The sequence below is a fragment of the Lacticaseibacillus nasuensis JCM 17158 genome (assembly GCF_001434705.1).
GTDB classification, from domain to species: Bacteria; Bacillota; Bacilli; order Lactobacillales; family Lactobacillaceae; genus Lacticaseibacillus; species Lacticaseibacillus nasuensis.
This window is the reverse complement of the sequence record NZ_AZDJ01000026.1, coordinates 102,231-124,046: the sequence shown is the minus strand read 5'-3', so window position 1 is coordinate 124,046 and position 21,816 is coordinate 102,231. Positions and strand designations below refer to the sequence as shown.

Genomic DNA, 21,816 nt, shown 5'->3' with positions numbered 1-21,816 from the left:
CGCAGGCAAATTAACGCCGCGCCAGCGGTTGCTGCCACTTCTAACGAACAGTTTTGTTAGATTGCTGGGCAAAAGCGGCGCGGGTGCCGGTGAACACGACTGCGCGGTACTCGGCAGCCGGGCCGTGCGGCAACTTGGCGGTGGCATACTCCCAATACGTCGCCGTTTTGGTGGCCTTGGCGGCAATCACCCACCGCGGACTCGTCGGGCTAACTCGGGCCACGACCGCCAACACGCGCGGCGTGCCCATGATGACCACCGGCCGCTGGTATTTTGCCGCCAGCAGCGCAATCAATTGCGCCAGTTGGCGGCGCACCTTGCTCGCCGGTGGCGGCGAATCAACGTAATCACTGTAGTAACCGACTTCAATGCCGATGGGCAGCGTGCCGATGTCGTTGCCAACATTAGTTTCAAACTGCGCGGCTTGCTTGGCCGGCGTGCTGTCAAAACTCAAGAAGTGATACACGCCAAGCGCCACGCCGGAGCCGGCGGCGTGTTGATAATTGAAGGCAAAATCGTCATCGAAATAACTAGCACCTTCCGTGGCCTTCAGGTACGCAAAGCTGACGCCGGCCTTGTGCAAGGCGGCAAAATCCTGATCGCCATCGGTTTGATCCAGGCGCACGCCAAGCACCGGGTAGCGGGTCACATTCGGGCGCGGATTGCGGTGCGCAAAGTACCACCACGCGCCCCCTAAGGCCAACACCACGATGGCCACCACCAGCCCGAACAGGACCCAGCGCCGCCTGCGGTATGTATTTGCGTAAATCGGTCGTTTTCGTCGCATCACTGCCTCCTGCTTTAGCATAGCGAAAATCGCGTTGCGGCGCCAGTCGTGGTAAAATAAGCAACAACGCACCTGACTTGGAGGAGAATTCATGTATCAACTGCTCACAGATTCCGCCTGCGACTTGCCCTACTCGGTCTTGGCAGCCGCCCACGTCGACTTCGTGTCGATGCACGTTGACATCGATGGCCAAGACTTCATCGACGATTTGGGTAAAACCTTTGACGTCAATCATTTTTTCAGCGAAATTGAAGCCGGCATCATGCCCACGACCGCCCAGGTGAACGTCGGCCAATACGTCGACTTCTTCACCCCGTACGTCGAAGCCGGCACCCCGATTCTCTACGTCGGCTTCAGCAGCGGCTTATCCGGCAGCTTCGATTCTGCGCAACAGGCCAAGCAACTGTTGCTAGAGACGCACCCCGCCGCCGAGATTTACCTCGTCGATTCGCTGGCGGCGTCTTGTGGGCAAGGCCTGATGGTGCTTGACGCCATCGCCAAGCGCGACGCTGGGCTGGGCATCGCCGAGCTCGCCGACTGGCTAACGACCCACGCGCTGAAGTATCGGCTGTGGTTCACCGTCGACGACTTGAATTATTTATACCACGGCGGCCGCGTATCACGCACCGGCGCCGCGGTAGGCACCCTGCTCCACATCAAGCCAGTAATGGATGTCGATACGGCCGGTCACCTGCGCGTCGTGCGCAAGGCCCGCTCGCGCCAGCGGTCGCTGGAAGCCCTCGCCGATGAAACCATCGCCGCGTTGGCCAGCGACCCGACACATCAGGTACTGATCAGCAGCACCAAGGCCGAAGCAGCGGCGCAGTTTATCGCCGACCGCATCCACGCCACCTACCCGCAGACGCCGGTCACCGTTTATGGCATCGGCCCGGTGATTGCCAGCCACACCGGCATCGGCTGCGTGGCGGTGTTCAGCCTCGCCGATTCGAATCGCGAATAAGTTGACGCTCACCGTTGCGGTGGGCGTTTTTTTCTGCGCCTGAGGGAAGGTGAGCAGTCTTCATCAGACTTCGGCTGGCTATTCGGTCATCGCACTCAACCGCCGGTGATTCAACAACATGGCAATACCGGCTAGCCAACCAATCGCCCCAATGATCGTAAAATATGCCGCTTCATGCCCAGGCCGGTACCAATTCGCTGTGACCGCCGCCAATGCTGAACCAGCCGACTGTGACAAGGCAAATACCGTGATCATTTGCGTGGCAAATGCGTGCGGTGCGATGCGAGTGGCCATCGCAGTGCCAACCGGACTGGTAAGTGATTCGCCTAAGACGATCAACAGGTAAAATCCGATCAACCATAGGGGTGAAACTCGCTGGGTGGCCGGATAGAGTCTCAGCGGTAGCGCCATGAACGCCGGGCCCAGTCCCCACAAGACCAAGCCAACACCATATTTGAGGCTCGCTGGTGGCTGATGCTGGCCGAGGCGGGACCACAAAAATGCCATCAATGTACCAAACAGGATGGCAAATACCGCCGGCACTGTTTGAAATACTGCCGGGGTCCATCGAATGCCCAGCCAATTGAGTCGAACGGAGTCGGCGGCATATATGGCCAAAATTCCGGTCGACTGGCCATATATCATCATGGTAATGGCATTACCAATCAAGTATGCTGTGAAACCTAGCACTCGCGGCCGCTCGTGGCTCGTCGTTTGCGGACTGCCATAAATCGCAACAACATAACCGACTGGCAACAAAGCGCTCAGGCACCCGATAAGCGTGCTTGCTCGAGCAATGGATAACCAGTGAGTCGCCATGCCGAATAGAACCAGCAGGATGATTACCCCTGTGATTGCGAGACTATTCCCCACCAGGCGGTGTCGACGTTGACGCGGCAGTGGCGACACCGGAAGCGATCCGATCGCGCCAAACCAGCGCTTCTGCATCAAAATAAAAGGGAAGGCGGTCAACAGCAAGATGGCACCCCCGGCAAAAAAACCAACCGGATAGCCGAACCGTAATGCCAACATGCCAGTGATTAACGGCGCCGCTGCCCCAATATTGTTAGTGATGTACAGGGTCGAAAATGCCGAAGCTAGCCGCCCGGGCACACCGGCATACAGCGCACCGGTTAATGCGTTCAAACACTGCCCCATGAGCCCACTGCCGATAATTTGTAGCGCAATGCTTAGGCTCAACAGGCCTAGAGACGGGTACGGCCAAGCCAGCACCATGATGCCAACTACCCGCAAACAGGTTCCCCAAGTCAACGGCACCCGTGTCCCTGCTAATCGGTCTGCCGCGTAACTCCCGAGCACCCCAGCGGTAAAACTTAGTGCAGAAAATAACGCCACTAACTGTGCTGCGCTGATGCGGTCCAGCCCCAACCCACCAGCATGGACGGGAGCGTACAAGTACAATACCAAAATGGCACTGACGCCGTATAGTGCAGCGCCACTGCCCACTGACAACAGACTTAAACTAGTGAATGCTCGCCGTGTTTGCACGGTGGGTTACTCCCTTCTTGCTCCCGTAGTTGGCGGTTTGGATCATCCACGGTTATCGCACCGGTAATTTAATGAGCTCCGATTTTGGACTAGACGTGATTTGGATGCCCTGCCCTGCTTGAACCACGATGTCATCTTCAACGCGCATGCCGCCGACCCCCGGTAAATACAAACCAGGTTCAATCGTCTGTACCATGTTCGCGCGAAAAATAGTTTTATCTCCACGCGGCGTGATGTAGGGTGCCTCATGAACCACGAGGCCGATACTATGGCCAAGCCCGTGAATCAAATATTGATTCACATCATGATCCAAAAATACTTGACGAATCGCAGCATCCAACTGTGCACTGGTCACACCATCACGAATTGTGGCCAATCCCGCTTTTTCAGCGGCCACAACATAGGCGTAAAATTCCTCCATCCGGGGGTCTGGTGTCCCCACCGCAATTGTCCGGGTGGTATCACTGACGTAGCCTTGATAAGTTGCGCCAAAGTCGAGTGTCACCATATCACCAGCTTCAATCACCTTGTCACTCGCCTCGCCATGGGCAAAAGTTGAACGAAGGCCAGAAGCGACAATCGTGCCGAAAGATGGTTTCGTCGAGCCAAACTTTGCCATTGTAAAGTCGAGCTCTGCGGCTACCGCACGTTCAGTCATGCCCGGTCGAATCACGTCGAGCATGTGATAGAACGTCGCATCCACAATTTTAGCTGCTTCAGTGATTTTCGCAATTTCTGACGCATCCTTCACGGCGCGCAATTCCTCGACCAACCCGGATACTGGTGTCGTAGCTGCCTGCACGCCAGTGACAAAGGCCTGCCCAGTCAGATAATCCATCAAGCCGGCCTCAAAGCCCACTCGCTTTGCCGAAGACGCATTAATCAGCGCCACGGCGTCTTCGGTTAAACCATGCTGCCACCGATGAATCGTCACCTCATCCGCCAACTCGGTTTTGGCCTGCTCGATGAAGCGGCCGTCCGTAAGCAAAACCACATTGTCAGGACTAACTAACAACGTCGATTCGTCACCCGTAAATCCTGTCAAGTACGTGATGTTGGCTGGATCCACCAGGTATAGCGCATCTAAGTCACGTTGCTTCATTTCCGCTAATAAACGTTCCAATCGACTCATTTGTTTTACCTTCTTTTCTCATTTATGCGAATAGCCCCATTATGCCACAAAAAAAGCGACCCGCGGGCCGCTTTTGCCTTACATGAGGTGTAACGTCTGCAAAATCAACCAGACGTTCAAAATAATCAAGACGACGGTGGCAAACCAGGCGCAAATGGTTGACCAGCGTTTGTTGACGAAGTCGCCCATCAACTCGCGATTGCTGGTGAACATGACCAGCGGAATCACCGCGAACGGCAAGGCGACGCTGAGAAAGACCTGCGAGAAGGTCAAAAGGCCTTCGATTTTCTCTTCGCTACCGTGGTAAATAATGGCAAATACCAGCACCGGCGATACGGACAGCAGCCGGGTAATCAGGCGCTGGGCCCACAGTGGCGCGCGCAGGCGGATGAACCCTTCCATGATGATTTGCCCGGCCAAAGTCCCGGTGATCGTCGAGCTTTGACCACTGGACAGCAAGGCGACGGCAAACAGCATGGACAGCATTGGGCTGGCGATGGCGCCGACGATTTGCTTGTTGCTTAAGGCGTTGAACAAGTCGCCGAAGCGGCCGAGGTCGCTTTTGGTGCCATAGAACAACGCGGCCCCTAAAATCAGCAACAAGGAGTTGACGATGAAGGCGATGAACAATTGCATATTCGAGTCGATGGTCGAAAACCGGACGGCTTGTTTCATCTGCTCGTGGTTGTCGCGATCGATTTTCCGCGTCTGGGAAATCGAGCTGCCCAGATACAAGTCATGGGGCATGACCGTGGCGCCGACAATCCCCAGCGACAGGTACAGCATCGAGTGGTCGGTGATGATGCGATCGCTTGGAATGTAGCCGCGCAGGATGCCGCCGATGCTAGGCTGGGCCAGGAGCACCTCATAGGCAAACACCAAGAGGATGACCGCGACCAGCGTGGCGACAATGGCCTCGATTTTGCGGAAGCCCAGCTTCATCAGCAGCAGCAACAGCAAGACGTCGGCGGCGGTAATGATGATGCCGACAATCAGCGGAATGTTGAACAACAGCTTGATGGCGATGGCCGACCCGATGATTTCGGCAATATCAGTGGCCATGATCGCTAGCTCCGCGATGATCCACAAGATGAAACCGGCCCCTTTGGTCGTGCGCTCTCGCGTCAGCTGCGCCAGATCCTTGCCGGTGACGATCCCGAGCTTGGCGGACATGCTTTGCAGCAGCATCGCAATCAGGCTAGAAATCAAGACGACCGACAGCAAGGTGTACTTGTACTGCGCACCACCGGCGATGGAGGTGATCCAGTTCCCGGGATCCATATACCCCACGGCAATCAAGATGCCGGGGCCGGTGTAGGCCATCAGCGTCCGGATGAAGCCGGCGTTGGTTGGCACTTCGATGCTGCCGTTGATTTCGTCAAGCGACTTGGTGTGATTCGGATCGATTTCGTTATCCTCGAAATGAATCCGTGGTTTTTTAGTTGTCATGGTGCTTCCTCTTTCCTATTGGCTTAGAAATTCGGCGTGAGTGGTGGCAGTACTGCCCCCGCTCAAATTCCAATAAACAGCATAACATGGAATTGACGATTTGTAACCAGCCTATTTTAGGCGAGCCAAACTCAGGGATAACGCTAGCAATAGCAAGTGCTTATGGCACGCTGCGACCGACCGCTTCGGAGGTGTAAGCATGCATCTCGTTTTTATATTGGCTATTGGTAATGATGAGCTCAGGCACCTGTTTGCCCGCCTTGGTTTTCGCCGTTGTGAGGCGAATCATGAAATCCTGGCTCGAACCGGGATCGTACCAGTGATGGAATCGATACCACGTCCGGCCTTGGCCATCCTTGGCTTTGGTCAACGTTCCCCAGAATTGCCGCTCGACAGATGGATAATCGCCTTGGCCACCAGCCTTGAGCCAGGCTTTCTCAGCCGCAGTATATTCTGAGGGCGCGTGAATCGCCCCCCCAGACGCCTGCATGCTGAAGTCATCGGCGCTAATCGTCACCGGTTGATACTCTTGGTAGTTGCCATTGGTCAGCTTCAAGGACCAATCTCGCTGATAAGACTTCGGGAAGGTGATAGTCTTAGTCTCTGCGTGTTTCGCTTTTGGTTTTGGCTTAGCTTTATCTTGCGGCCACTTAGCCAAAATTGCCTCCTTCTCATAGGTGAGTTCCGCTTCAGCCCCTGGGAACCAATGCGCAATTGGCAAGGTCACGGTCAAATCGGCATACTCCTTTAAGACGAGTGACATCTCCTGTTTGCTAGTATCGGGATGAAGGAGATTTTGATCATACTCACCGGAAAAAGTTCCGTCAGCTTTAAGCCCAACTTCAGGGGTCACCGTCACTAAACCGATGCGGAAAATTAAGAGATCCGCATCCAACGCAAGGCCATCCTTCAGCTCGCCATCCAGTTCATAGCCAACCGAATTCGTCACATCATTATGCGAACTCATCGTCAACATCTTTTTTCTGGCAGTATTAAAGTTAACCGTGTCACTGAGGTGGGTGTCATGGGTAAAGGTCAGACTAATTGAGCCGTTGGCTGACACCGTAAGTTCAACGGTAAGATTCAGGATCGCCCCACCGCCAATTAAAATAGGCAACGTGCCCAATGGTAGCGCCGACTTCTTCAGTAAGGTTTTCTCGCTACTTTTACCGAATTCGGCCTTCAACTTTTCATTCTGGCTGAACGTATTGGTGACTTTTAGTTTGGCGTGAGGTTCCCAGCCTAAGTTCAGATCGATATTCGAATCCACGGTATCCTTTAACTCAAAGGTCAAGCTACCATCGATTTTTTCGGCAAGTTTTTTTAGTGCCGGTTTCACCTTCGCTAGTCCAGTAACGAGTTTAGACAAATCGATGGTCAACGATTTACTGGCCGACAAAGACTCCGCCCGGTCATATTCCAGCCACCCCGTCTTCTGCATCCCCGTCGGCGAAACGGCGGTGCCTGTCGTGGCATTCGGCACACTGGGAATAAAGACAGCCTGCTCAGTATTCACCGTGTTCGACCCTTTAACGGTGTTGACGACTTGCTTCAGCGTCGGCTGAGCGACGCCTAACGTGGTGGTGTCAGCTTGCGGGTTGCGCTGGATGCTGGTGACGCGAATCGCGATGCCGCCGTAATAATATCCAGTCGGCGGGACGATGACAAGGTCGCCTTGGCGCAAGTCGGCACGCAGGCCCGGCACGGTAACCGTTTTGCGAGTCGCATTAACCGTCGGGTGCCGCGTGCCAGTTGGTAGTTCCTGCACAGCAGGCTTCAACGTGGTCGTGATGTGATTGCTGGCAATTGTCGCAGGCGTCACGGTCAGCCCGCGCTGCTGCGTCACGCGCATGCCGATGCTGCTGGGCTCCACGGCAAAACTACCGCCGGCGCCGCTGACTTCATACGGGTGGCTGGCGTTAAGCCGCGTGTGAAAATGGCCCGTGCGATCGGTGCGTACGTGCAACCGCTGGCCGGTGCTCGAATCCAAGAACGTCAGGCGTTGCCGCGGGTGCTTCGCCAGCTGGCCACCAAACGCGACGAGCTTGTCGCCGGCGCGCTGGTAGCGAATCGTTGTGGTCACCGTCGTTAGCGTCCCGCCCACCGTGATGCGTTGGGTGAGATTGGTGCGTTGCGTGGCGGCGGCCGCGGCATTCGGCCGCAGCATCGCCGTGCCGGCTAAGGTGCCGGCAATTAAAATGATCACCGCTCCGCCGGCGCCGAGGCGCTTGCGCCGCCACAAATACCAGGCGCCACCAATCAGCACGAGCACGGCCACCCCGCCGCCGGCCCAAGCTAGCCAGTAGCCGGTGCGGCTGACGGCAACGCCGGCCTTGCCCGCCGTCACCGTCCCGGTTTGGCTCACGGTAAACGGCACGCTGGTGCGCGGCGTGGCGCCGAGCTTGGCCACGTGCCAGGTCATCACGGTGCCGCGCTTCACCTTGGGGCCCGCAAAGCGCACTTTGATATTTAAATCGCGCAGCGTCTGATTTTTCAGATTCGCTACTTGCAGCTGATAATGATTGCGCTCACCGGTGCGTTGCACCACCGCATCGACGTCGCTACTGGCCGCCACGGGCCGCGCGGCGCTGAACCAAACGCCACCGATCACCAACAATAACCCTAACCACCACTTGACTCGTTTTCCCATCATGACTCTCCCACTCCGGCGTAACCGCCACATACCGCCATTTTAGCCTTGCGCCGGCAGTTGTTCAATCGCATAAAAAAAGCACCGCGCGAGGCGGTGCTTACAGTCATTTGCCAGTTTTGACGTGAATTCGGTTGATGGCGCGTTGCAAAGAGACTTGCGCGCGCTGCAACTCGTCGACGTCGTCATGGGCCTTGGCTGCTTCGATCCTGCGCTGGGCGCGGGTCCGAGCGGCTTCAGCCCGAGACAAGTCGATGTCGCGTTCACGTTCGGCGGAGTCGGCGACGATGGACGCCACGTTGTCCGACATTTCCATGAAGCCACCGTTGACGGCGATGGCATCCTCGTGCCCTGGGTTATCCACCCGGCGCACGCGGACCTCACCGATCGTCAGTGGCGCAACAACCGGTTCGTGTTTGGCCATCAAGCCCAACTCACCGGCGGTCGTTTTCACGACTACGAGGGTGGCGTGGTGATTATACACCAAGCCGTCAGGCGTCACGATGTTCACGGTTAGCACATTTTGCTCAGCCAAGCGGCGACACCTCCTTAATTAGCGGCGGCTGCTTGGGCAGGTTCGTCGCTCGTATCCTCTTGTGGCTCGTAGCCCAGCTTCTTGGCCTTGGCGACGACATCTTCGATTGGGCCAACCAAACGGAAGGCTTCTTCTGGGTAATCGTCGAACTTGCCTTCAAGAATCTGCTTGAAGCCCTTGACGGTTTCCTTAACGGGCACATAGGTCCCAGGCAAACCAGTGAAGCGCTCCGCCACACTGAAGGATTGAGACAGGAAGAACTGGATGCGCCGGGCACGGGCAACCGTGACCTTTTCATCGTCGGATAATTCGTCCATCCCTAAGATGGAAATAATATCCTGCAGTTCCTTGTAGCGTTGCAGTACCTGTTGCACCTGAATCGCGACTTGGTAATGTTCCTCACCGACGATATCAGGCGTCAACGCGGAGCTCGAAGACTCCAGCGGATCAACGGCTGGGTAAATCCCCTGCTCAGTCAAGCGCCGCTCCAAGTTCGTCGTGGCGTCCAAGTGGGCAAATGTCGTGGCCGGCGCCGGGTCGGTATAGTCATCGGCAGGCACGTAAATGGCCTGGATCGACGTTACGGAACCCTTCTTCGTCGACGTGATCCGCTCCTGCAGCTGACCCATTTCAGTGGCCAACGTTGGCTGGTAACCAACGGCCGAAGGAATGCGGCCCAGCAAGGCAGAGACTTCAGACCCGGCCTGCGTGAAGCGGAAAATGTTATCGATAAACAACAGCACGTCTTGGCCTTCGACGTCACGGAAGTATTCCGCAATCGTCAACCCGGTCAACGCGACGCGCATCCGGGCACCAGGCGGCTCGTTCATCTGACCAAACACCATGGCGGTATTCTTCAAAACGCCTGATTCCTTCATTTCGAAGTACAGGTCGTTCCCTTCACGCGTGCGTTCACCAACGCCGGTGAAGACGGAAATGCCACCGTGCTCTTCAGCGATGTTGTGGATCAGCTCCTGAATCAACACGGTTTTACCAACCCCGGCGCCACCGAACAGGCCAACTTTACCCCCACGGAGGTAAGGTTCCAGCAAGTCGATGACCTTGATGCCGGTTTCGAGGATTTCAGAGCTGGTGCTCAGATCCTCGAACGCTGGCGCGCTTTTATGGATCCCATCGCGGCGGTGATCAGGACCAAACTTCTCGCCATCATCGATCGTGTCGCCTAAGACGTTAAATACCCGTCCGAGCGTGTCTTTGCCGACAGGTACGGAAATGGAGGCACCGGTATCGGTCACCTTCATGCCGCGTTGCAACCCATCGGTGCTTTGCATCGCAATGGCACGAATCACGCCGTCGCCGAGTTCAAGCGTGGCTTCCAGCACAAGCTGGTTGCCTTCGCCCTTATCGACGAGCATGGCGTTGTTGATTTCAGGAAGTTCATTATCGATGGGAAATTCGACATCGACAACAGGGCCGATCACTTGCACGATTTTACCAGTTGTATTACTCATGCAATCGTCCTTTCAAGTCAAGTTGTGAGCGGTGACGGGAAGAAACGGAGTGGTTGTGCCGCCTGGGTGGTGCCTTGCGCACTTTGCAAGGCGCCGACCAGGTGGTCAACCACGCAGTTTCTTGTCACCGCGAACACGTTTAAGTTGTGAGCGAGCCCGGGTAAGGGACGGAGCACAAGCGCCGCCTGGTGCTTGAAAGGCGCTTTTTGCCTTTCGAGTGCCAGGTGGACTTGTGTGCAGTCCCTTGGGCTCGCGAACACGATTAAGTTGTGAGCGAAGGCGGTTGCGGACGGAACGTAGGCGCCGCCTGAGTGCTGAAGCACGGTTTGGGTGCTTCGGTGCTCAGGTGGACCTACGTGCAGGCCGCTGCCTTCGCGAACACAGTTAAAAATTCTAATCCAGCGCCGCTGCGCCACCAACGATTTCGGTGATCTCGGTGGTGATGGCCGCCTGCCGCGCCCGGTTATAGGTAATCGACAGGTGGGAAATCAAATCGTTGGCGTTATCCGTCGCGCTCTTCATCGCGGTGGTGCTGGCGGCATGCTCGGCCGTTTTGGCGTCCATGATGGCCCCAAAGATCAGGCTTTCAGCATACTGCGGCAACACGGCGGCAAGCACGGCGTCCGCATTCGGCTCGGTGATGTAATCGATGTGGTCATCGGCCACTTCGGCGGCATCCAAGTCGGAAATCGGCAACATCTTCTCGGCGCGAAACGCGCTGGTCAGCGAGTTGATATGGTGGTTGTAGCACACATACAGCTCGTCGAAGACGCCGGAGTCAAACATCGTCACCGCGGTTTTGACGATTTCCCGGACCTCGTTAAAGGTCGGGATGTCGGAGACGCCGCGGTATTCATAGGCCAAGTTGATGCCGCGGGCTTTGAAGAAGTCCGCCCCGACCCCGCCAATCGCCATGACGACATATTCGTCGGCGTTTTCGTGGTCTTCGTGCATCATTTGCATCATGGCTTTTAAAATCGTGCTGTTGTACGCGCCAACCAGGCCGCGATCACTAGTGATTACCAGGTAACCGGTTTTCTTGATGGGGCGTTGTTGCAACAGCGGGGCGATGGTCACAGCGGCAGGCCCGAGCTCGCCGCCGGTTTGCAGCTTCTCGATTTGCAAGAGCTGCGCCGCGGCGAGGTGGGTCACGATTTCACGGACCTTGTTGGCGTAGATTTGATACGCGTTGGCCCGCTTTTCGATTTGACTCAGCTTCGCACCGGAGACCATTTGCATGGCCTGGGTGATTTGCCCAGTTTTCTTCGTCGACGCGATTTGGCGCTTGATGTCCATTAATGATTCAGCCATGCGGCACCTCCCTACTTCGCTGAGTCGGCAGTGCCGGCGAACCCGTCGGCATAGGCCTTGACCGTATCGTCAAGCACCGTACCTTCTGGCAGCTTGCCCGTTTCGGCGATGGTCTTCAAGGCTTCAGGCGCGTTGGTGTCGAAGAAATCGAACAACCCGTCTTGGAACTTTTGAATGTCGTCGATGGCGATGGCATCGAGGTAGCCGTGGGTCAAGGCGAACAGGATGACGACTTGATATTGCACGGCCAGTGGCTTATGCACCGGCTGCTTCAAGACTTCAACCGTCCGGCGCCCACGGTTCAACTTGGCCTGCGTCGCCGCATCCAAGTCGCTGCCGAATTGGGTGAAGGCTTCCAGTTCACGGAAGGACGCAAGGTCCAGCCGCAAGGTCCCGGACACCTTCTTCATGGCCTTAATCTGCGCATCCCCACCGACTCGGGAAACGGACAGGCCAGAATCGATGGCCGGCCGGGTGCCGGAGTAAAACAGATCGGATTGCAGGAAAATTTGGCCGTCGGTGATGGAAATCACGTTGGTCGGAATGTAGGCCGAAATGTCCCCGGCCTGCGTTTCGATTACCGGCAAGGCGGTCATGGAGCCGCCACCCAAGGCGTCACTCAACTTTGCTGCCCGTTCGAGCAGGCGGGAGTGGGTGTAGAAAATGTCCCCTGGGTAGGCTTCACGACCAGGCGGGCGGCGAATCAACAGGGAAAGCTCACGGTAAGCGGCGGCCTGCTTGGTCAAATCATCATAAATGATCAAGACGTGCTTGCCGTTATACATGAACTCCTCACCCATCGCCGCACCGGCGTAAGGCGAGATGTACAGCATTGGCGCTGGCTCGGACGGGCCGGCGGTGACAACGATGGTGTAGTCCATCGCGCCGTACTTCTTCAAGGTTTCAACCTGAGCGCGCACCGTCGAGTCTTTTTGCCCGATAGCGACGTAGATACAGATCATGTTTTGATCTTTTTGGTTGATGATCGTGTCGATGGCAATCGACGTCTTCCCGGTTTTCCGGTCGCCGATGATCAGCTCACGCTGGCCACGGCCAATCGGCACCAGAGAATCGACGGCCTTCAAGCCGGTTTGCAGCGGTTCCGTGACGGATTGGCGCTGCATGACGCCAGGCGCCGGGCTTTCAATGGGACGGGTCTTGTCAGTCTTAATCGGGCCATTGCCGTCGACGGGTTGCCCTAAGGCATTGACCACGCGACCGATCAAGGCTTCGCCGACTGGCACTTCCATGATGCGACCGGTGCGTTTAACCTGGTCGCCTTCACGAATGTTATCAAAATCCCCAAGAATGATGATACCAACATCATTCGCTTCAAGGTTTTGGGCCATCCCGTATGAGCCGTTTTCAAATTGTAGTAATTCACTAGCCATGGCGTTTTCGAGGCCTGTAGCGCGAGCGATCCCATCACCCACGTAGGTCACAGTCCCAACTTCTTCGACGTCGAGGGCCGATTGATATTGTTCGAGTTGTTGTTTGATCAGAGAACTGATTTCCTCAGTCTTGATGCTCATCCGGTTCACCTCTTTTGTGTCTTAATTCGCTAACATGGCGGCGCGTAGCTTGCTCAGCCGCGTGGCTACCGTGCCATCGATAATGCGGTTATTCGCCGCAATGCGCACCCCACCGATGACGCTGGGGTCTACTGCATTCGTCAAATTGACGGTGGTGACGCCAAACTTGGCCGCCACCGCGGTACTGATTTGCGCCGATTGCGCGGGCGTCAAGGCCACCGCGGTCGTCGCCGTCGCGTCCAGCTCGCCGGCAGCTGTCGCCACCGTGCGGTTAAACGCAGCGATGACGACTGGCAGCGCACTAATGCGGCCGTAGTCGAACAACAAGCGCACAAAGCGCTGCGTCAACTCGGCAGCGCCGGTGGTCAACGTGTCCAACAAGCTCGGCACGTCAGCTTCTGCCACCACATGGGTTTGCAGTAACGTCAAGAACTGCGGGTTGCCTGCCAAGATGGTGTTGATGGCGGCGAGGTCCGCTTGAACCGTCGCCACATTCTTGGCGTCAACGGCGGCTTCATACAAAGCCGTGGCATACTTTGGCGCAACTTGTTGATTAGTGACTGCCATTGGCGTCACCTAACCCTTTGATATAATCATCGATCAGCGCCTGCTGGTCTTCGGCTTTCAGCTCCTTGCCCAGAATCTTCGTGGCAATGGCCAGAGAAATCTCGGCCACGTCATTCTTCGCGCTGTTCAAGGCATCCGTCCGTTCTTGGGCGATGTCTTGTTGCGCGTTGGCCTTCAAGGTCGCCACTTCATTGTGGGCGGCTTGGACCAATTCTTGGCGTTGCTTCTCGCCGTTTTCCTTAGCGGTGTTCACGATTTTGACAGCGTCTGCTTGGGAGTTCTTAAGCTCTGCTTGGCGCTTGGCAGCCAGTTCTGCTGCCTCCTTGCGCGCGTTCTCCGCATAATCAATATCGGCATCAATCTTGTCGGCCCGGGTGGCCATCATTTTCGTGACGGGACCCCAGGCAAAATGCCCGACCAACAACGTTAAAACGGCGAAGGAGATGATTAAAATGAGCGTGTCACCAATAGACATGGACTGTCCACTCCCTTCCTAGTTCGCCGTGGTTACTTGAGCAGCAGCATGAAGGCGATAACAATCGCCATGATTGGCACGGCTTCGATCATGCCGACACCGATGAACATCGTCCCACGCAGTTGGCCAGCGATTTCTGGCTGACGCGCCATGCTTTCCAAGGTCTTGCTGATGACCTGACCGTTACCATATGAAGCAGCAAGTGCGGCGAAACTAGCCGCAATAGCAGCAGCGATTAAATTCATTTTTTTCTTCCTCCTATTATTCGGAAATGACTTTATGAGACGTGTAAACCATCCCAAGAGTGACGAAAATATACGCTTGGATCGAACCAATGAACACTGAGAATCCTTGCCAGATAATTTCTAGCAGGAATCCTGACACCAGCGCGAGCGGCCCACCGGAAAAGGCTAACTGCCGAATCAGCAGCAACAGCACTTCCCCGGCGTAAATGTTCCCGTAAAGTCGCAACGACAACGTGACGAAGTTCGTAAACTCTTCAATCAAGTTGATGGGCAGTAAAAATGCGACTGGCGAAGCAAATCCCTTTAAATACCCCTTGAACCCGTTGGCGGCAACCCCGAAGAAGTGGGACATGACCAAGACGATCATGGCCAGGCCTAAGGTGATCACCGGATCGGCGGTGGCGGAGCGGAACCAAGTATCGCCATTCACATCAACTTGGAAAATCAATCCGATTTGGTTGTTGATAAAGATGAAGACGAACAAGACTAACGCGAAGAGTCCAAACTGGCTGCCTTCGCTGCCGGGCATGGCCCCTTTGACGATACCGTTCGTAAATTCAATCAGGTACTCCAGCACGTTTTGCTTACCATGTGGCCGCAGTTGCGGCTTGCGCGCCAGCCAATAAAGCAGGCAAAACGTCAGGATGGCTGAGACGATGATGGCGATATCGTTGGCGGGGTTAAATTTCACCCCAAACAGCTCGAAATAGGGAAAGCTTTCTTTCACAGAATTCACCTCCTTCACAGAAGCAACGAACGTTCTGAGACAGAGCGCTGATTGTTTCCAAACTCATAACGCATGCAGGCGAACCTGCGCAACACACAAGCATTACTCTAACACCAAACGAGGCAAAAAACAAAAGGCAAAGTGAATATTTCACCGCGATGCTGCGGCCGTTTTCAGAAAGACAACACGGCACCGCTTTCGTGTTCACCTGCCTAAATTCCACCATACCACGCCGCCCCTGGCCCCTGGCAAGTCAGCCACAGTCAAATTATTCGGCAGCTGCTCATCGGATTATTTGCCGGATTTCGCTTCGGTTAGTATAGTGACAACGAGGTGATGACATGACCAGACAACCCCTTGCCCAAGCAGAAATTGCCCGCCGGCGCACCGAAATTCACCAAGCCGCCCGCGCCGTCATTGCAGCCGCACCCTACTCCGCCACCCTCGTCAACCAGCTCGTCACCAAGAGCGGCTACGACCGACGCATGATCTTTCGCTGTTATCGCAACAAGGAGGAAATCTTCGGCGACGTGTTGCGCGAAGAATATGCGCGCTGGTGCACCATGTCGCTGAAAGCCTTGCTCCCTTTTAATGAAGAAAAAATCCGTCAGCACCTGATTCGCTACACCACCAACGAGCCGCGGCTGGCCCATCTCATCGCGGGCCTGCCGGCAATATTGGCTGGCTTGGTCAGCGGCCGCCAGGCGCAGTTGCTCAACCAGTTGGACGCACTCGCCGCGCCGGCTGGTAGCGAGCTCGATGCGCGCCTACCGTTTTTCATGCCCGGCTATGGCCGCCGCGTGGCTCACGGTGACGCCGCAGGTGCTGGCGCTGGCGACGGTGCGCGCCGTGCCGAACCGCGCGCGGCCAGCCGGGGCGCTTCAGCAAATGGCGGCGCCGCATCCCGAGTGGGTCGTGCGCACCGTGATGGCCCAGCTGGCCGGCTGGCAGGCCCAGGCAGAACTGAATAGCGCCGCCTTGGCGTCCGGCCACCTCAATAAGTGGGGCTCGACGACTTGGGGCCAGGCGACCAATTAATCTGCGCAGCCTGGGCGCATTCGGCTTTTACGCAATTAGCCGCCTTGGCGGCTGGCTGCATGCTCATTGCATAAACCTAAAATGCCCCAGGTGGGCACTGTATATTGACCGTAAAGTGCCCATGAAGAACTTTTTGCCCAAAATCGGCGCAAAGCCTTGCCGCGCCCGGTCGCCAGCGCCTGGCCGCGAAAAATCACGCGCACGAGACGACTGCATACGACCGCGAAGCTGGACAATCGGTCAGCTGAATCAACTGAGCGCACACAAGTTGGCGGGAAAACGGCTGTATCCCTTGCAGCACAACGACTTCAGCCGGTTTTTATTGCCACCAAAATCGATCTTTTTCGGCGTTTTCTGCGCAATAATTCAAAAATATCTAGCGCAAGATTGACCGCGAAATTTTAGCCTAGCCACGCCGCCCCAACCAAGCCACCGCGCCGATTGGCTATCGTTCGGCACCGCCCCACAAGAAAAGGCCTCAGCCAAATTGGCTGAGACCTTGTTGCTTATTTCGTTCCGAATAACCGGTCGCCGGCATCGCCCAAGCCGGGTACGATGTAGCCATCTTCATTGAGGTGGTCATCCAAGGCGGCGGCATAAATGTCGACATCGGGGTGTGCTTCTTGCACGGCCTTAACGCCTTCCGGAGCGGCCACCAGCACCACGAGGCGGACGCTTTGGGCCCCGCGCTTCTTCAACGCCTCGATGGCCATGTTGGCACTGCCACCCGTGGCAAGCATCGGGTCGACGATGATCAAGTCGCGCTGGCCGATGTCAGGCGGCATCTTGACGAAGTACTCGTGCGGCTGCAGCGTTTTTTCGTCACGGTACATGCCGATGTGGCCAACCTTAGCGGCGGGAATCAGTTCCAAGACCCCGTCAACCATCCCCAGCCCGGCGCGCAGAATCGGCACGACGGCCAGCTTTTTGCCGGCGAGTTTCTTTTGGACCGTTTTGCCCATTGGCGTCTCGACTTCCACGTCTTCCAGTGGTAAGTCGCGCGTGATTTCGTAAACCATCAACTCCGCGATCTCGTTGGCGACTTCTCGGAACTCCTTGGTCCCGACGTTTTTGTCCCGGATCAGCGTCAGCTTATGCTGGATCAGCGGGTGGTTCAAAACCGTAAATTTGCCCATGCAAGTGGCCCTCCTTAATAGTGTGGTGCAAGTTACCCGGCAAAATCTAAATTTTGCTCAAAACCTTATCTATGATAAGGGATGGGCATGGGTCAATGCAAGGACTGATTGCCGAATTTCATCAAGTTTATTTTGATCGGTCCGATTTTGGATGGCGGCACTGATCAACGTCGCCACCTGCCGGCACTCCTCAGGCGTGAAGCCGCGGGTGGTGATTGCCGCCGTGCCAACGCGAATGCCGCTGGTTTTGAACGGCCCGTTGGTTTCCCCAGGGATCTGATTCTTGTTGGTGGTGATGTCGACGCTATCCAGCAGGTCTTGCACCTCGCGGCCGGTCACGCCGTAGCCGGTGACGTCCAGCAACACCAAATGATTATCGCTGCCGCCGCTGATCATTTTCAGGCGGTCGTCTGCCGCAAAGCCCTCGCACATCGCCTGCATGTTGGCGACGACTTGGTGGGCATACGTGGTGAACTCCGGGCGCTGCGCCTCGCCAAGCGCCACGGCTTTGGCGGCGATAACGTGATCCAGCGGCCCGCCTTGAATGCCGGGGAACAACGCCGAGTCGATGGCCTTGCCGTAGGTGGCCTTGGCCAAGATCATGCCGCCGCGCGGGCCGCGCAGCGTTTTGTGCGTGGTGGTGGTGACCACATCGGCGTAAGGCACGGGATTCATGTGCGCCCCGCCGGCAACCAGGCCGGCGATGTGGGCCATATCTACCATTAAAAAGGCGCCGACGCTATCGGCAATCTCGCGGAAGCGCGCAAAGTCGATGGCCCGCGAATACGCCGAGGCCCCCGCCACGATTAGCCGCGGGTGTAGCTCGCTGGCCAGTTGCGCGATTTGCGCATAATCCAGATACCCGGTGTCAGGGTTCAACCCGTAGTGATAAAAATGGTAGGTTTGGCCGGAGAAATTCACCGGGGAGCCATGCGTGAGGTGCCCGCCGTCGGTTAAGTCCATCGCCAACACCCGATCGCCGTCTTGCAAAAAGGCGCGGTAAGCGGCCATGTTGGCCTGTGAGCCGGAGTGCGGCTGCACGTTGGCGTACTCGGCGCCGAACAACGCCTTGGCGCGGTCGATGGCCAGCTGCTCAATTTTGTCGATGAACTGATTGCCGCCGTAATATCGGTGGCCGGGGTAGCCTTCGGAATATTTGTTGGTCAACACGCTACCTTGCGCGGCGCGCACGGCGGCGCTGACGATGTTTTCCGAGGCGATGAGTTCAATATTGTGTTCCTGCCGGGCTGCTTCGTCGTCAATGGCGGCAAACACCGCCGGATCGTATTCGTTAAAGGCCATGCTGATTCCTCCATCCTGGGGCGACAACCAACACTGTCAGTATACCAAAAAACTTACGCCTGCTCTTGCGCGAAGTGGCGCCCGCCGGCGGATTTGTCCAGCCGGTTCATGTACGCCGCGCCCAGCCCCGTGGCCGGATACGCCTGGGCCAAGACCAAGCTGACGCTGGGGTGCAAATCAAACCACCGCAAGCCGGCAAACAAGTTATGCGTCGCGGCTTGAATATCTCCGCCTAGCGCATATGTCGGCACGCCACTCGGCACGGTGGCCAAAATCGCCGGGCTGGCCAACACGCCATACGCCGTGCCACTCGCCTTGGCCCAGGCCAAGGCGGCGGGCCAGTCTGCCGGTGCGTCGACGATGACGACTTGCGCCGCCGGGGCGTAATGCTTGTACTTCATCCCCGGGGCCTTCGGGGTCTCGCCGGCGGCCACGTGGTGATGATCCGCCTGCACCGGGCCAATAATCGGCTCGAGGTCGGCGGGGCCCAGCTTGCCCGGCCGAAGAATGGCTGGCGGGGTCACGGTCATGTCGATCACCGTTGACTCCACCCCCACCGGCGTCGGCCCGGCGTCGACCACGCCGGCGATGACGCCGTCAAAATCGTGTAGCACATGCTCGGCCTTGGTGGCACTCGGCTTCGTCGACAAGTTGGCGCTAGGCCCGACGATCGGCACACCGGTGGCCGCAATCAAGTCGCGGGTCACGGCGCTGGCCGGTAGGCGAAACGCTGCGGTGCTCAAGCCGCCGGTGACCACCGCCGGCAGGCGTCCGGGCAACACCGGCAAAATAATCGTCAGCGGCCCCGGCCAAAACACGGTCATCAATTGCTGCGCGGCCGGCGTGATGGTGGCGTATTCCGCCACCATGGCGGTGGTGGCCACCGTGACGATCAAGGGATTATCCGCCGGGCGGTGCTTGGCGGCAAACACCTTGGCCACGGCCTTCGGATCCGTGGCGATGGCGCCTAAGCCATAGACGGTTTCGGTGGGAAACGCGACGACTTCTCCGGCCTTCAACAGCGCGGCAGCTTCTGTAATTTGCGCCGGCGTAAAACGATTCGTTTTCATGGTGCTCACTCCTTTGTTAGCTTCAACATGCGATCCTGCCCGGCCAAGTCGCGGCGAAATTCCGCCTGCCAGCCCGGCAGCTCATCGGCCACCAAGGCGGCCAACGCCGCGCGCTGGTGGTAGCCAAATTCCAAATACGCCGCCCCGCCGGCGTTGAGGTGTTGCGGCAAGGCGACGACAAAGCGCTCGAACAACGCCAAGCCGGCGTGCTCGGCGTATAACGCCAGCGCCGGCTCGTAGCGCTTGGTGCTTTCATCCATCACCGCTTCCTCGGCGTGGCTGATGTACGGCAGGTTGCTGACGATGAAATCAAATCGCTCCGGCAGCGCGGCAAACATGTCGCTTGCCACCAACGTTACGTGTCGATTCAGTCGCTTGGCGTTGGCTTGCGCCACCGCCAAGGCCGCCGGCGACACGTCGCTTAACGTCATCGCCACGTCGGGCAGCTGCTTGGCCAGCGTGAGGCCGATGGCACCGCTGCCGGTGCCGAGGTCTAACCCGGTGGCGGCCGCCTGTTGCTCGGCGGCGGCCCAGGCCACGAGCTCCTCCGTGTCAAATCGCGGAATCAACACCGCTGGCGTCACGTTAAATAAGTCGCCGAAAAACGGCGCGACGCCGACGACGTATTGCGCCGGCTCGAACTTGGCCAGCCGCGCGACGTCCGCTTCAAACTGCGTCCACTGCGCCGCGGTCAAGGCGTCATGGGCGTGCAGCTGCAGCTGGCTGGGCGACCAGTCCAGCCGCATTTCGAGCACGTAGCGCGCCCCGTCGGCATCGGCGCCGACTGGTCCTAATAAAGAAGACGCCCAGCGGAGCGCCTCTTGAATCGTCTTAGTCATTGATTTGTTCCAGCTGCTTGGTTTGATCCTGGACGATGAGCGCGGAAATAATATCGTCGAGCTCGCCGTTCATGATGCGGTCGAGTTTGTTCAGCGTCAAGCCGATGCGGTGGTCGGTGACCCGGTTTTGCGGGTAGTTGTAGGTGCGAATCCGCTCGGAGCGGTCGCCAGTACCGATGGCCGTTTTGCGCTTGTCGGCGTATTCGGATTCGTTTTGGCTTTCGTAGTAGTCATACACCCGGCTCTTCAGAATCTGCATGGCCTTTTCCCGGTTTTGCTGCTGGGAGCGCTGGTCTTGCATGGTGACCACGATGCCGGTGGGCAGGTGGGTCATCCGCACGGCACTGGAGGTCTTGTTGATATGCTGACCGCCGGCACCGCTGGAGCGATACACATCAGTGCGAATGTCCTTGGGGTCGATGTCCAAATCGACTTCGTCATACTCGGGCATCACCACCACCGTGGCGGTGCTGGTGTGCACGCGCCCGGCGGATTCGGTCACCGGCACGCGCTGCACGCGGTGGGCGCCGCTTTCGTATTTGAGCTTGGAGTAGACGGAATCGCCGGTGATCATGATGGCGACTTCCTTGTAGCCCCCCACTTCCGTCGGCGTTTCGTCGACGATTTCGGTGGTCCAGCCTTGTTTCTCGGCGTACTTCATGTACATCGACAACAAGTCGCCGGCAAACAGCGACGCCTCGTCGCCACCAGCCGCGCCGCGGATTTCCATGATGATGTTTTTGTCGTCGTTCGGGTCCTTCGGCAGCATCAACAGCTTAATCTCGTCTTCCAGCTTAGCCAGCTCGGGGCGCAGTTCGTTGAGCTCTTCTTTGGCCAAATCGGACAGCTCGGGGTCGTGGCTTTCGCGCAACACCTCGTCGCTTTCGGCGATGTCTGATTTCACCTGCTTGTAGCGCTTGTAGGCGGCGACGACTTCGCGCATGCTGCCTTCTTCTTTGGAATAGGCCATGTAGCGCTTGGTGTCGGCGAGCACCTCAGGATCGCTCATCAATTCCTGCAGCTCGTCGTAGCGGTCCAACAAGCCGTCTAATTGTTCAAAAATCTTGTCCATCTTGTCT

Annotated in this window: 20 protein-coding genes and 1 pseudogene; 3 read left to right on the top strand and 18 right to left on the bottom strand. The window is 57.3% G+C overall.

Annotated features, from left to right (window positions below; all coding sequences use genetic code 11):
- Window positions 1-40: 40 nt before the first annotated feature.
- Complete coding sequence (locus FD02_RS06560) at window positions 41-787, bottom strand: GH25 family lysozyme (RefSeq protein WP_054722633.1); 747 nt, start codon at window positions 785-787, stop codon at window positions 41-43.
- A 91-nt stretch (window positions 788-878) separates the two neighbouring features.
- Here FD02_RS06560 and FD02_RS06555 point away from each other — a divergent pair, with 91 nt between their 5' ends.
- Window positions 879-1,748, top strand: a complete 870-nt coding sequence (locus FD02_RS06555) for a DegV family protein (protein ID WP_056951296.1) — start codon at window positions 879-881, stop codon at window positions 1,746-1,748.
- Window positions 1,749-1,826: 78 nt separating this feature from the next.
- Here FD02_RS06555 and FD02_RS06550 read toward each other — a convergent pair whose 3' ends face one another.
- From FD02_RS06550 to atpB, 12 genes are all read right to left on the bottom strand, one after another.
- Window positions 1,827-3,257: a peptide MFS transporter gene (locus FD02_RS06550; RefSeq protein WP_082603334.1), complete on the bottom strand. Its 1,431-nt coding sequence runs from the start codon at window positions 3,255-3,257 to the stop codon at window positions 1,827-1,829.
- A gap of 52 nt (window positions 3,258-3,309) precedes the next feature.
- Entirely contained in the window at window positions 3,310-4,389 is a 1,080-nt protein-coding gene (locus FD02_RS06545) for a M24 family metallopeptidase (RefSeq protein ID WP_056951292.1), read from the bottom strand.
- A 78-nt stretch (window positions 4,390-4,467) separates the two neighbouring features.
- Window positions 4,468-5,838: an Nramp family divalent metal transporter gene (locus FD02_RS06540; RefSeq protein WP_056951290.1), complete on the bottom strand. Its 1,371-nt coding sequence runs from the start codon at window positions 5,836-5,838 to the stop codon at window positions 4,468-4,470.
- A 160-nt stretch (window positions 5,839-5,998) separates the two neighbouring features.
- Window positions 5,999-8,491, bottom strand: a complete 2,493-nt coding sequence (locus FD02_RS06535) for a hypothetical protein (protein WP_156408264.1) — start codon at window positions 8,489-8,491, stop codon at window positions 5,999-6,001.
- 103 nt (window positions 8,492-8,594) lie between these two features.
- The gene (locus FD02_RS06530) at window positions 8,595-9,023 is read right to left on the bottom strand and encodes a F0F1 ATP synthase subunit epsilon (RefSeq protein WP_056951285.1); all 429 of its coding nucleotides are present in this window, start codon (window positions 9,021-9,023) and stop codon (window positions 8,595-8,597) included.
- A gap of 14 nt (window positions 9,024-9,037) precedes the next feature.
- Window positions 9,038-10,495, bottom strand: a complete 1,458-nt coding sequence (gene atpD, locus FD02_RS06525) for a F0F1 ATP synthase subunit beta (protein ID WP_054723467.1) — start codon at window positions 10,493-10,495, stop codon at window positions 9,038-9,040.
- A gap of 393 nt (window positions 10,496-10,888) precedes the next feature.
- Window positions 10,889-11,806: a F0F1 ATP synthase subunit gamma gene (locus FD02_RS06520; RefSeq protein ID WP_054723465.1), complete on the bottom strand. Its 918-nt coding sequence runs from the start codon at window positions 11,804-11,806 to the stop codon at window positions 10,889-10,891.
- 11 nt (window positions 11,807-11,817) lie between these two features.
- The gene (atpA, locus tag FD02_RS06515; RefSeq protein ID WP_056951283.1) at window positions 11,818-13,338 is read right to left on the bottom strand and encodes a F0F1 ATP synthase subunit alpha; all 1,521 of its coding nucleotides are present in this window, start codon (window positions 13,336-13,338) and stop codon (window positions 11,818-11,820) included.
- Window positions 13,339-13,359: 21 nt separating this feature from the next.
- The gene (atpH, locus tag FD02_RS06510) at window positions 13,360-13,905 is read right to left on the bottom strand and encodes an ATP synthase F1 subunit delta (RefSeq protein ID WP_056951282.1); all 546 of its coding nucleotides are present in this window, start codon (window positions 13,903-13,905) and stop codon (window positions 13,360-13,362) included.
- Window positions 13,892-14,380 (bottom strand): F0F1 ATP synthase subunit B, encoded by a 489-nt coding sequence (gene atpF, locus FD02_RS06505; RefSeq protein ID WP_056951280.1) that lies wholly within the window; start codon window positions 14,378-14,380, stop codon window positions 13,892-13,894. Before atpF ends, atpH begins: the two co-directional genes overlap by 14 nt.
- A gap of 32 nt (window positions 14,381-14,412) precedes the next feature.
- A complete protein-coding gene (gene atpE, locus FD02_RS06500) occupies window positions 14,413-14,625 on the bottom strand; it encodes a F0F1 ATP synthase subunit C (RefSeq protein ID WP_056951278.1) in 213 nt (70 codons plus the stop codon).
- A 16-nt stretch (window positions 14,626-14,641) separates the two neighbouring features.
- The gene (gene atpB, locus FD02_RS06495) at window positions 14,642-15,352 is read right to left on the bottom strand and encodes a F0F1 ATP synthase subunit A (protein ID WP_056951275.1); all 711 of its coding nucleotides are present in this window, start codon (window positions 15,350-15,352) and stop codon (window positions 14,642-14,644) included.
- Window positions 15,353-15,693: 341 nt separating this feature from the next.
- Here atpB and FD02_RS11665 point away from each other — a divergent pair.
- Together FD02_RS11665 and FD02_RS11490 are read left to right on the top strand one after the other, a co-directional pair.
- Window positions 15,694-15,819, top strand: a pseudogene (locus FD02_RS11665) (hypothetical protein); the annotation flags it as partial.
- Between the two features lie 322 nt (window positions 15,820-16,141).
- Window positions 16,142-16,390 carry a hypothetical protein gene (locus FD02_RS11490; RefSeq protein ID WP_235806689.1) on the top strand — a complete coding sequence of 83 codons (249 nt, stop codon included), beginning with the start codon at window positions 16,142-16,144 and terminating at the stop codon, window positions 16,388-16,390.
- A gap of 506 nt (window positions 16,391-16,896) precedes the next feature.
- Here the strand turns inward: FD02_RS11490 and upp are convergent.
- The 5 genes from upp to prfA form a co-directional block, all read right to left on the bottom strand.
- Window positions 16,897-17,526: a uracil phosphoribosyltransferase gene (gene upp, locus FD02_RS06485; protein WP_054723439.1), complete on the bottom strand. Its 630-nt coding sequence runs from the start codon at window positions 17,524-17,526 to the stop codon at window positions 16,897-16,899.
- Window positions 17,527-17,595: 69 nt separating this feature from the next.
- Window positions 17,596-18,828, bottom strand: a complete 1,233-nt coding sequence (locus tag FD02_RS06480) for a serine hydroxymethyltransferase (protein ID WP_054723438.1) — start codon at window positions 18,826-18,828, stop codon at window positions 17,596-17,598.
- 53 nt (window positions 18,829-18,881) lie between these two features.
- The gene (locus tag FD02_RS06475; protein ID WP_054723437.1) at window positions 18,882-19,898 is read right to left on the bottom strand and encodes an L-threonylcarbamoyladenylate synthase; all 1,017 of its coding nucleotides are present in this window, start codon (window positions 19,896-19,898) and stop codon (window positions 18,882-18,884) included.
- A 5-nt stretch (window positions 19,899-19,903) separates the two neighbouring features.
- Window positions 19,904-20,737, bottom strand: coding sequence for a peptide chain release factor N(5)-glutamine methyltransferase (gene prmC, locus FD02_RS06470; protein ID WP_056951270.1), 834 nt, complete (start codon window positions 20,735-20,737; stop codon window positions 19,904-19,906).
- Complete coding sequence (gene prfA, locus FD02_RS06465) at window positions 20,730-21,809, bottom strand: peptide chain release factor 1 (protein WP_054723436.1); 1,080 nt, start codon at window positions 21,807-21,809, stop codon at window positions 20,730-20,732. Before prfA ends, prmC begins: the two co-directional genes overlap by 8 nt.
- Window positions 21,810-21,816 lie beyond the last annotated feature (7 nt).

Bases quoted from the DNA above. Each gene is read 5' to 3' on its own strand.
- FD02_RS06560 (WP_054722633.1), bottom strand. From the start codon at position 787: ATGCGACGAAAACGACCGATTTACGCAAATACATACCGCAGGCGGCGC.
- FD02_RS06555 (WP_056951296.1), top strand. From the start codon at position 879: ATGTATCAACTGCTCACAGATTCCGCCTGCGACTTGCCCTACTCGGTC.
- FD02_RS06545 (WP_056951292.1), bottom strand. From the start codon at position 4,389: ATGAGTCGATTGGAACGTTTATTAGCGGAAATGAAGCAACGTGACTTA.
- FD02_RS06540 (WP_056951290.1), bottom strand. From the start codon at position 5,838: ATGACAACTAAAAAACCACGGATTCATTTCGAGGATAACGAAATCGAT.
- FD02_RS06535 (WP_156408264.1), bottom strand. From the start codon at position 8,491: ATGATGGGAAAACGAGTCAAGTGGTGGTTAGGGTTATTGTTGGTGATC.
- atpD (WP_054723467.1), bottom strand. From the start codon at position 10,495: ATGAGTAATACAACTGGTAAAATCGTGCAAGTGATCGGCCCTGTTGTC.
- FD02_RS06520 (WP_054723465.1), bottom strand. From the start codon at position 11,806: ATGGCTGAATCATTAATGGACATCAAGCGCCAAATCGCGTCGACGAAG.
- atpA (WP_056951283.1), bottom strand. From the start codon at position 13,338: ATGAGCATCAAGACTGAGGAAATCAGTTCTCTGATCAAACAACAACTC.
- atpH (WP_056951282.1), bottom strand. From the start codon at position 13,905: ATGGCAGTCACTAATCAACAAGTTGCGCCAAAGTATGCCACGGCTTTG.
- atpF (WP_056951280.1), bottom strand. From the start codon at position 14,380: ATGTCTATTGGTGACACGCTCATTTTAATCATCTCCTTCGCCGTTTTA.
- atpE (WP_056951278.1), bottom strand. From the start codon at position 14,625: ATGAATTTAATCGCTGCTGCTATTGCGGCTAGTTTCGCCGCACTTGCT.
- FD02_RS11490 (WP_235806689.1), top strand. From the start codon at position 16,142: ATGGCCGCCGCGTGGCTCACGGTGACGCCGCAGGTGCTGGCGCTGGCG.
- upp (WP_054723439.1), bottom strand. From the start codon at position 17,526: ATGGGCAAATTTACGGTTTTGAACCACCCGCTGATCCAGCATAAGCTG.
- FD02_RS06480 (WP_054723438.1), bottom strand. From the start codon at position 18,828: ATGGCCTTTAACGAATACGATCCGGCGGTGTTTGCCGCCATTGACGAC.
- FD02_RS06475 (WP_054723437.1), bottom strand. From the start codon at position 19,898: ATGAAAACGAATCGTTTTACGCCGGCGCAAATTACAGAAGCTGCCGCG.
- prmC (WP_056951270.1), bottom strand. From the start codon at position 20,737: ATGACTAAGACGATTCAAGAGGCGCTCCGCTGGGCGTCTTCTTTATTA.
- prfA (WP_054723436.1), bottom strand. From the start codon at position 21,809: ATGGACAAGATTTTTGAACAATTAGACGGCTTGTTGGACCGCTACGAC.